Below are 7,241 nucleotides of genomic sequence, written 5' to 3' on the forward strand. Positions count from 1 at the left end.
AATTGCAAGGAGACAACCCCGTGGAAAACCTTCTGGCATACGCCAAAAAAGCTCTTTTAACAAAAACCACTTCCGGCTTAACTTATAATATCGCTTGTTAATTTTTCAAAGAACTAAAGTGTTACAATAAAATTTGAGCAGGCTCTTCAGGTGTAAAAGGATCTAAACGGAAATATACAACGCCAACAGTAGTTACTGATCTATACTTATAGATCAATTCTCCATAATCTTTGTCAAACGTCAAAATTATCCGATTTTCCTCATAAGCACGCTTTAAAACATTGAAATCTTTGAGTCCAGGCGTATCTTCAATTACAGATGCTACATTATGACCGTTACCACGTAAGATTCGAATACTGACGCCCGGAAAATTTTCATTTGCCAAAAAATCCATCAATTTGTCCCTGAAGGAATTGTATATAATGCTTCTTCGCGCATGCACTCGGCTGAAAAGGCAAATACAGCACGCAAACTTTCCTTTGTTAATGTTGGATAGTTTTCAATTATTTGCCGCTCTGTCCAGCCGTTTGCAAAAAGACCCAGAATGAATTCCACGGATAATCTCGTTCCTTTTACCACTGGCTTACCAAGCAAAATTTCCGGATCTGAATGTATAAAATTTCTCCAATTAATCTCAGGCATTTTAACCCCCTTTTTAATCCAAAAATAGTTGACCCTGCTTTTCCCCAGTTGGTCAACCCTACCCCGTCAGATAATAAACATCTAATGAAATTGACGTATTTTTTCAAATTGCGGACTTTGGCTTATTTATCAAGGTTTTACAAGTAATCCAAGTCTTTAGTGATAGCAAAACAAAAAACACGTCGCTAATCGTGTCTATTAGAATGTAATTTGTCAATTTGAAAGATTCGACCCCTTCGGCTTCTTACTTAATATTTAAGATGTGACCCTTTTACTCCTCGGTAAAACAGATAAAAACAAGACTTACTTCAACTCCTTTATCAAATAATATGTTACCCACCCACGTTTGCCATTTAAAGTTTCTACCAGTACACCATTGCCTTCGCGCCTTATAAGCTTTACTCTATCGCCATGTTTAGCGGTTACAGAGATTCCCTTTGAACGGTTTTTATAATCATTCCAAAGATTTATATTATGTATAGTAATTGGTGGATTAGTGCCTGCATCATAACCATCCAGGGTAACATATTGTTCTTTTTGATTAGCAGACAGTTTTATAATTCCTTCTAACTTTTTATTCCTTTTGTCTCCCTGATTAAATATTGCTCCGTATTTTTTTTCTATTGAAACATACGAGAATATAACCCACCCTATTACGAGAATTGATATTATTGCCAATAAAAACAACAATCCAAATAGTTTGAGTTGATTTTTTTCCTTTATTCTCTGGATTCAAGAAATATTTTCTATTTTCTGATGGTGGAAAGCGATATCCGCATTCACAAGATTCTGCATCATCAGGACTCATTAATTTGCATGATGGGCACTGTAACATTTTTTCTCTATTTTTTATTCAATCTTGCTGTATTATTTAGGATTAGAATTGTTTTTCTACTTCTCTTGTTCTGCCAATATTTGCTTTGCTTCTTTTAAATCTATCTTTGCTTTATGACCGTGTTTCTCAAGTAAATGTAAAAGATTGCTGCCGTTTAGCAATGTAAGTGGTTTTCCTTTGGCAAATTCATATGCATCAGGACCATAGTCGGCAGTAGACACTAATATCCCTTTTGTTGCACCCTCATTCATGACAGTTCCAAAAAGATCACGAACGGCAGAAACACCGATAGTATTTGTATAACGTTTGGCTTGAATTACTATTTTGCCTCCTCTGATTGGATCGGGATCAAAAGCTACTGCATCAACCCCTGCATCTCTGCTAGAACGGGTAACTTTAACCTCTCCTCCAGATTGAGAAAATTCCTTTTCAAAAAGCTCTCTGATCAAATGTTCAAAATCTTCCCAATCCATTGCGGCGAGATTGTAAGTGCCGCCTAATTCGTCAACAACTTGGTAGGAAGATACAAATCTTTTGTCTTCACGACTAATCTGTAATATTGGTGCAATTGGTGTTAGACTGTGAAGTTTTGAACTGCCAATGCCTTTTAGTTTCTTAAAACAAGCCTTTGGGTCTACATGTTCTAAATTAATTGACAAAAATTTCTGTTTATTTGCTTGAACAGATACTATGCAGGCAGTTATTGTTTGTCCTGTGGCTTTATCTATTGACTCCACAATGCCATTAAAAATGATTGAGTCAATGGCATTTACAACATCAGATTCGTATAGTTCATGAATTGTTCTTAGTGTGATTTGATAAATAAGATCATCATAAAGGTTATTAACTGTTGAATCTGCAAGAAAACTTTCTGAAAACTCATCCCTCGTTTTGATATATTTTACTTCCTTTAATCTTGGGAGTGCATCAATGGGAGGTAATGAGTAATCTACAATCATTATTTTTGTTTCGGGGTTATAATCCAGGTCAAATTCCTGGGGGAAATAATATGGATAATCTGAGGTTGATAAAACATACTTACAATATTTAATTAAAGCATGAGGTTGTTTCTCAAAATATTGTTCTTTTATTCTATATATTTCAATATTTCTTTTTTGTTTTTCAAGAAATTCTCGTTCCTCTTTTTCCCATAGTTTTAGTTTGTCTTGATATAGTTTCTGAAGTTCTTCATTTTTTTTGGTAATTTCTTCTTTAGCTTCTAGCCACTCATTATAATTAATTTTAAATAAACGTTCCGCACGGTCTGTTTTTTCTTGTTTACGCGAAGGGAATATTTTGTCCAAAAATTCAAATTTTGGCTGGTAATATTGATTAGTTCTCTTCGGCAGCTTAGAAATTTCTAATAGTTCTGGTAGTTGAGGTTTTTGCTTAAGGAATTTAGATTCATTCTTCAACGCTTCCCACTCAATTGTATAGTTTTTATTCAGCGCATGCTTTAGAATGACCTCTATTTCTTTTATAGCTTCTGTTGCTTCTTTGGTTTGTTCAATTGCCAATTTAGTTTTTAACTGTCTATTTTCCATTTTCAACTTTCCACATTTCATTCCATGCGACAATCTTCGTCTCAGCCATTTGTTCCACTACATCCCTGTCACGCCCACGAATAACGCGGTATTTATTTAAACCTTCATGTCTGATTTCTGCTTTCCACATAGTAGCTCCGCTACTCGAACCTCTCGTTTGGCTCCTTGATTCCATGCTTCTCAATACATTTCTGATCATCACATCATAATTTCTTGCCATACTTAATATTCCTTCATTTCAATAATGGAGTATAATAAACGGTTATTTTCCTATTTTCGGATTTTAAAGGTAATAGTCGCTAACCACGTTTTTCCATATCAAATCTTTTCTATTTTAATATCAGCCACCTTAATTCAAAATACAGTTCTGGAAATTCATAATCCTCATCTGAATTATTCCAGCATTCCCGGATGCATATAACTGCTTTGTCTGATTCTGAGTATGCCAAAGAAACAGTAAAATAATGTGCTGGGTTATCATACGTAGATGTAATAGGCAATTGCCTTTCATAACTACCATAATCACCACCAATATCTGCAAATCCCATAACACCTCTAATTTCAGATTCTATGTTACCAATTATAAATATTTGTGAGTCAAAACTACCTGCTCCAACCTCAATCGACTCAAACTCAACATCTACAATACCTTTATCATTAATTTTAACCCTATCTGCAAAAAGAGTTGTTGTGCTAACAAAAAGTACTGTTAAACAAATAAATATTTTATACATTTTTCATTCTCCTTCTTTGGCAATTAAAGTGACATCATATTAAATTTTAATTAAATGAATTAAGCAAGGTACTATCATAGAAATTTAAAAAAATGTTGTTCAATCAATTTTATGCTAACCTCTATTTATAACGTATTAATTTACATTTAATTTTTAAATTCCATGCGTAAGAATCTCTGTCTATAACATCATTATTAACAATGGTACGATAGAAAACAATTTTCCCCTTTTTCGTATTCGCAAATGCCACGTCCCAATATTCAATAATATTATCTGCTTTATCATCGGGTTCTAAATAAACAATTGCAGTGGTAGGAAGATTAAATATCCAGCTTCCAGATTCTACATTTGCCAATATTTGATGTGGAATTTTGTTTCCAAGTGTTTCAATATCATAACGTTCTGTTATGCCCTCACCAGCCTTAACGAGGACGCTTCCCAATTCTAAATCTTCTGTAATTCTATCAAACACCTCAATATCATCTGCAAAAACAATAGTTATAGGAATTGCAACTATTACCATCAATATTAAAAATATCATTATTTTTTTCATATCAATCCCTCCACAATTTTTAGAATAATGTTAAATGGCCTTTATAATAATCACTTTTCTTTCAACACAATCTCAATCTCCTTTTCCTCTCCTTCTTCAAGATTCACGCTATATTTTGATTAAAAAAATGCAAAAATAACAACTGTACCAATTTTGTACTAAAATCAACCCAAAAGGATAGAATTAATCGTAATGAATAAAATTGATATAACGCTTACAAACCCTTTATATTAAAGGCAAAACAGGAAATCGGTACAATATCAAGGACTTTAGAATTTTTACTATTTCATATTGCGAATCTGAACCTGCTCAGGGACATGAAGGGGTTGCAAAAAAAGAATGGAAATGTTCCAAATTAAGTATGGTGTCCCCTAAATCACCGGATTATTTATTTTCATCCCCGTTGCGACCAAATGCCCGTTGATGTTTCCTTTGTGTTAAAACTGATAACTTAATCCTACAAAATACGTCCTCCCCGGCCTTGGCAAATCCTCTGCTATGGAAACAGGCCCGGGGTCTTTATAGTCTTTATCAAACACATTAAATATCGTGCCCTGCACGTTCATTGTGCCAAAAAAATTTTTCCCGGTAACAGAAAGATTTACCAATGCATATGAGGGCATATCGTCCCTGCCGTCATCCTCCTCCCGGTATCGTTTCCCGCTAAAAAAGGCGCTTGCATTTGTGTTTATGTATCTGCATGGCTGCGCATTGATCCCAATGTTGCCTTTATGCTTCGCCACAAAGGGCAGCTCATTTCCGTGATCATCCTCCGGATCCTGAAACGTATAATTAAAAAACACATAATTGCCAGGTGATACATTTATCTTCGTCTCTACCTCAAATCCCTGAACACGCGCATCACCGAAATTATCATACTGCCAGGTCTCACTGGCAGAATCCAGGGCGCGGAGCATTATAAGATTTTTGATATTATTGTTAAAGTAATTAATACTGCTCGTGACATGTTTGTTGAAGGTATACATCAATCCCATTTCCATTGTGCGGATAATCTCCGGGTCCAAATCCTCATTCCCCAATCTTGCAGGCTGATTCACGGTAAACATCTCAAGAAAGCTTGGTGCGCGAAATGCTTCGCCATATAAAAACTTCAACGTAGCGTTCTCCATAAACTTCCAGGTCAAACCGGAGCGGGGACTCGTCGCATTGCCAAAATCATTATATTCATCATGTCTGGCGCCTAAAGTAAGGCTTATATCCTCGGTAATATCCCAGGTATCCTGTATATAAACAGACCAGATATTCCTCGTCGTTTCTTTCAGAAAAGGATAGGTATCCGTAAAATCTTTCATCGATTCCAGCGGGTCCATGGTTAACGGGTCGAAATTTGCCGAATACCTGACGTCTGTTTGCTGAATACGCCGATATTCAAAACCCACTGTAATGATATTGCCGTCAAATAGTTCATAGTCGAAAGGCATCTCTGCGCCAATAATTCTCTGTATCACTTTCCCGTCGCCAACAAAGCCGTCGGGATATGTTTTAAAAGTATCATAGACGCCGTCGTTGTTTGTGTCAAAGGACAGGGTTGCGCCTTCCGGAAAAGATTCAACGTAGGAATCGTCGTCGAATTGATCGTAATAAACCCTCGGTTTTACGGTAAAGATATCTTCAAATGTTTTTTTGTATCCAACCTCGGCAAATACATAATTGCTCTCAATATCTGATTCATCGGCCAGTGCGTGCTGAGGGCCGATAAAAGGCCCCCGGTTTTTATTGTTATACCATCCCAGCAGATAAACATCCTTATACGCCATTTTTAAATGCAGACTATACTCCCTTCTCCAGTCCTCTACCTCTCCAGGGGCTTGCGATACGGCGGGAAATCCATAAGGGGACAACGATTTATCCAGCACAGACTGGCTGTCGCTTTCTACAATGCCGTCATAACCATTCGTATCTCTGTAATGCATCATGCCGGAAACTTCAATGTTTCCATATCGCTTGCCAAACACAATGTTTTCCTCCAACGTGTCATAGCTTCCAAAACCGCTGTCCACCAGTATGCCGTCTATATCTGCCCCGTTTTTTGTAATAATATTAATCACCGACAAAAAGGCATTTTCTCCGTACAATGCGGAACCCGGTCCGCGTATAATCTCTATTTTCTTAATATTTTTTAACGGGAAATCGTCAAAATTGCCAAAAGCGCTGCCGTCTAAGGGATTATTCACAAAGTGGCCATCAATCATTACCCGCACCCTGTTTGCGCCGTCAAGACCCCTCACCGCAGGAAATATTCCGCCAAAATTCCCCGATTTTAGTATTTCATAGCCCGGCACAGTCCGCAATAATTCAGAGAAGGTACGATATCCGGAATGGGAAATCTCCTCACCATTTAATACCGTTACTATGCCCGGCGCCTTGCTTATGCGCACCCCATGCCTGGTCGATATAGCAACTTCGGTTTCCGCCAGCAACCATCTGATCTCCTCATGAATTGCATTGGTAATTTCAACAGGTTCCGTATTTTCTTGGTAGGGGAAATCTTCCGCCAGGACAGGCATCATGGTGAAACTTGTGTAAATTGCGAAAAATGCTGTAATAATCAATCTTTTCATTTTAACGCCTGAATTTGCCAGAGAATGGCTATTAAGCATTTGCTATTAAGGATAAAAAAAATTGCGCAGAAAAAATGCAAGGCACATTGTCTCATCTTTATGAGCCGGGCAGGTTTTTATTCTCAACGTGAAAATTTCCGGGATTATACAAATAAGATTTTCTCAAAGCAACTCCATAAACCTTATTCGTTCATAAAAATGCTTGACACGCACAGATATTCATATACCTAAATCCTGCAAACGATTTTCGCAATGCGAAAATCAGTATTTTCCACTACCAAGATTGGCAAAAAGCGATAACAGATATCCGTTTTTTAGCAATTGTGGTAGCGCTATTGTACTACTTTAAAC

Annotated in this window: 8 protein-coding genes; all 8 read right to left on the reverse strand. The window is 36.8% G+C overall.

What is annotated here, in order from left to right:
• Positions 1-121 precede the first annotated feature (121 nt).
• The gene (locus QZT26_RS15380; RefSeq protein WP_295103397.1) at positions 122-394 is read right to left on the reverse strand and encodes a DUF5615 family PIN-like protein; all 273 of its coding nucleotides are present in this window, start codon (positions 392-394) and stop codon (positions 122-124) included.
• Positions 394-642, reverse strand: a complete 249-nt coding sequence (locus QZT26_RS15385; RefSeq protein WP_197705380.1) for a DUF433 domain-containing protein — start codon at positions 640-642, stop codon at positions 394-396. Before QZT26_RS15385 ends, QZT26_RS15380 begins: the two co-directional genes overlap by 1 nt.
• Before the next feature lie 303 nt (positions 643-945).
• Positions 946-1,320: a hypothetical protein gene (locus QZT26_RS15390; protein WP_295103401.1), complete on the reverse strand. Its 375-nt coding sequence runs from the start codon at positions 1,318-1,320 to the stop codon at positions 946-948.
• A 213-nt stretch (positions 1,321-1,533) separates the two neighbouring features.
• Positions 1,534-3,021 (reverse strand): restriction endonuclease, encoded by a 1,488-nt coding sequence (locus QZT26_RS15395; protein WP_295103403.1) that lies wholly within the window; start codon positions 3,019-3,021, stop codon positions 1,534-1,536.
• On the reverse strand, positions 3,011-3,241 hold the full coding sequence (locus QZT26_RS15400) for a hypothetical protein (RefSeq protein WP_099324846.1): 231 nt from the start codon (positions 3,239-3,241) through the stop codon (positions 3,011-3,013). Before QZT26_RS15400 ends, QZT26_RS15395 begins: the two co-directional genes overlap by 11 nt.
• A 109-nt stretch (positions 3,242-3,350) precedes the next feature.
• Entirely contained in the window at positions 3,351-3,755 is a 405-nt protein-coding gene (locus QZT26_RS15405) for a hypothetical protein (protein ID WP_099324847.1), read from the reverse strand.
• A 121-nt stretch (positions 3,756-3,876) separates the two neighbouring features.
• Positions 3,877-4,308, reverse strand: coding sequence for a hypothetical protein (locus tag QZT26_RS15410; protein WP_099324848.1), 432 nt, complete (start codon positions 4,306-4,308; stop codon positions 3,877-3,879).
• A gap of 437 nt (positions 4,309-4,745) precedes the next feature.
• The gene (locus QZT26_RS15415) at positions 4,746-6,890 is read right to left on the reverse strand and encodes a TonB-dependent receptor (RefSeq protein ID WP_295103406.1); all 2,145 of its coding nucleotides are present in this window, start codon (positions 6,888-6,890) and stop codon (positions 4,746-4,748) included.
• Positions 6,891-7,241 lie beyond the last annotated feature (351 nt).

The sequence above is a fragment of the uncultured Candidatus Kuenenia sp. genome, from assembly GCF_900696675.1.
Lineage (GTDB): Bacteria > Planctomycetota > Brocadiia > Brocadiales > Brocadiaceae > Kuenenia > Kuenenia stuttgartiensis_A.

What these genes read in the sequence shown, in the direction of transcription:
- QZT26_RS15395 (WP_295103403.1), bottom strand. Translation starts at nt 3,021, where the DNA reads ATGGAAAATAGACAGTTAAAAACTAAATTGGCAATTGAACAAACCAAA.
- QZT26_RS15415 (WP_295103406.1), bottom strand. Translation starts at nt 6,890, where the DNA reads ATGAAAAGATTGATTATTACAGCATTTTTCGCAATTTACACAAGTTTC.
- QZT26_RS15385 (WP_197705380.1), bottom strand. Translation starts at nt 642, where the DNA reads ATGCCTGAGATTAATTGGAGAAATTTTATACATTCAGATCCGGAAATT.
- QZT26_RS15380 (WP_295103397.1), bottom strand. Translation starts at nt 394, where the DNA reads ATGGATTTTTTGGCAAATGAAAATTTTCCGGGCGTCAGTATTCGAATC.
- QZT26_RS15400 (WP_099324846.1), bottom strand. Translation starts at nt 3,241, where the DNA reads ATGGCAAGAAATTATGATGTGATGATCAGAAATGTATTGAGAAGCATG.
- QZT26_RS15410 (WP_099324848.1), bottom strand. Translation starts at nt 4,308, where the DNA reads ATGAAAAAAATAATGATATTTTTAATATTGATGGTAATAGTTGCAATT.
- QZT26_RS15405 (WP_099324847.1), bottom strand. Translation starts at nt 3,755, where the DNA reads ATGTATAAAATATTTATTTGTTTAACAGTACTTTTTGTTAGCACAACA.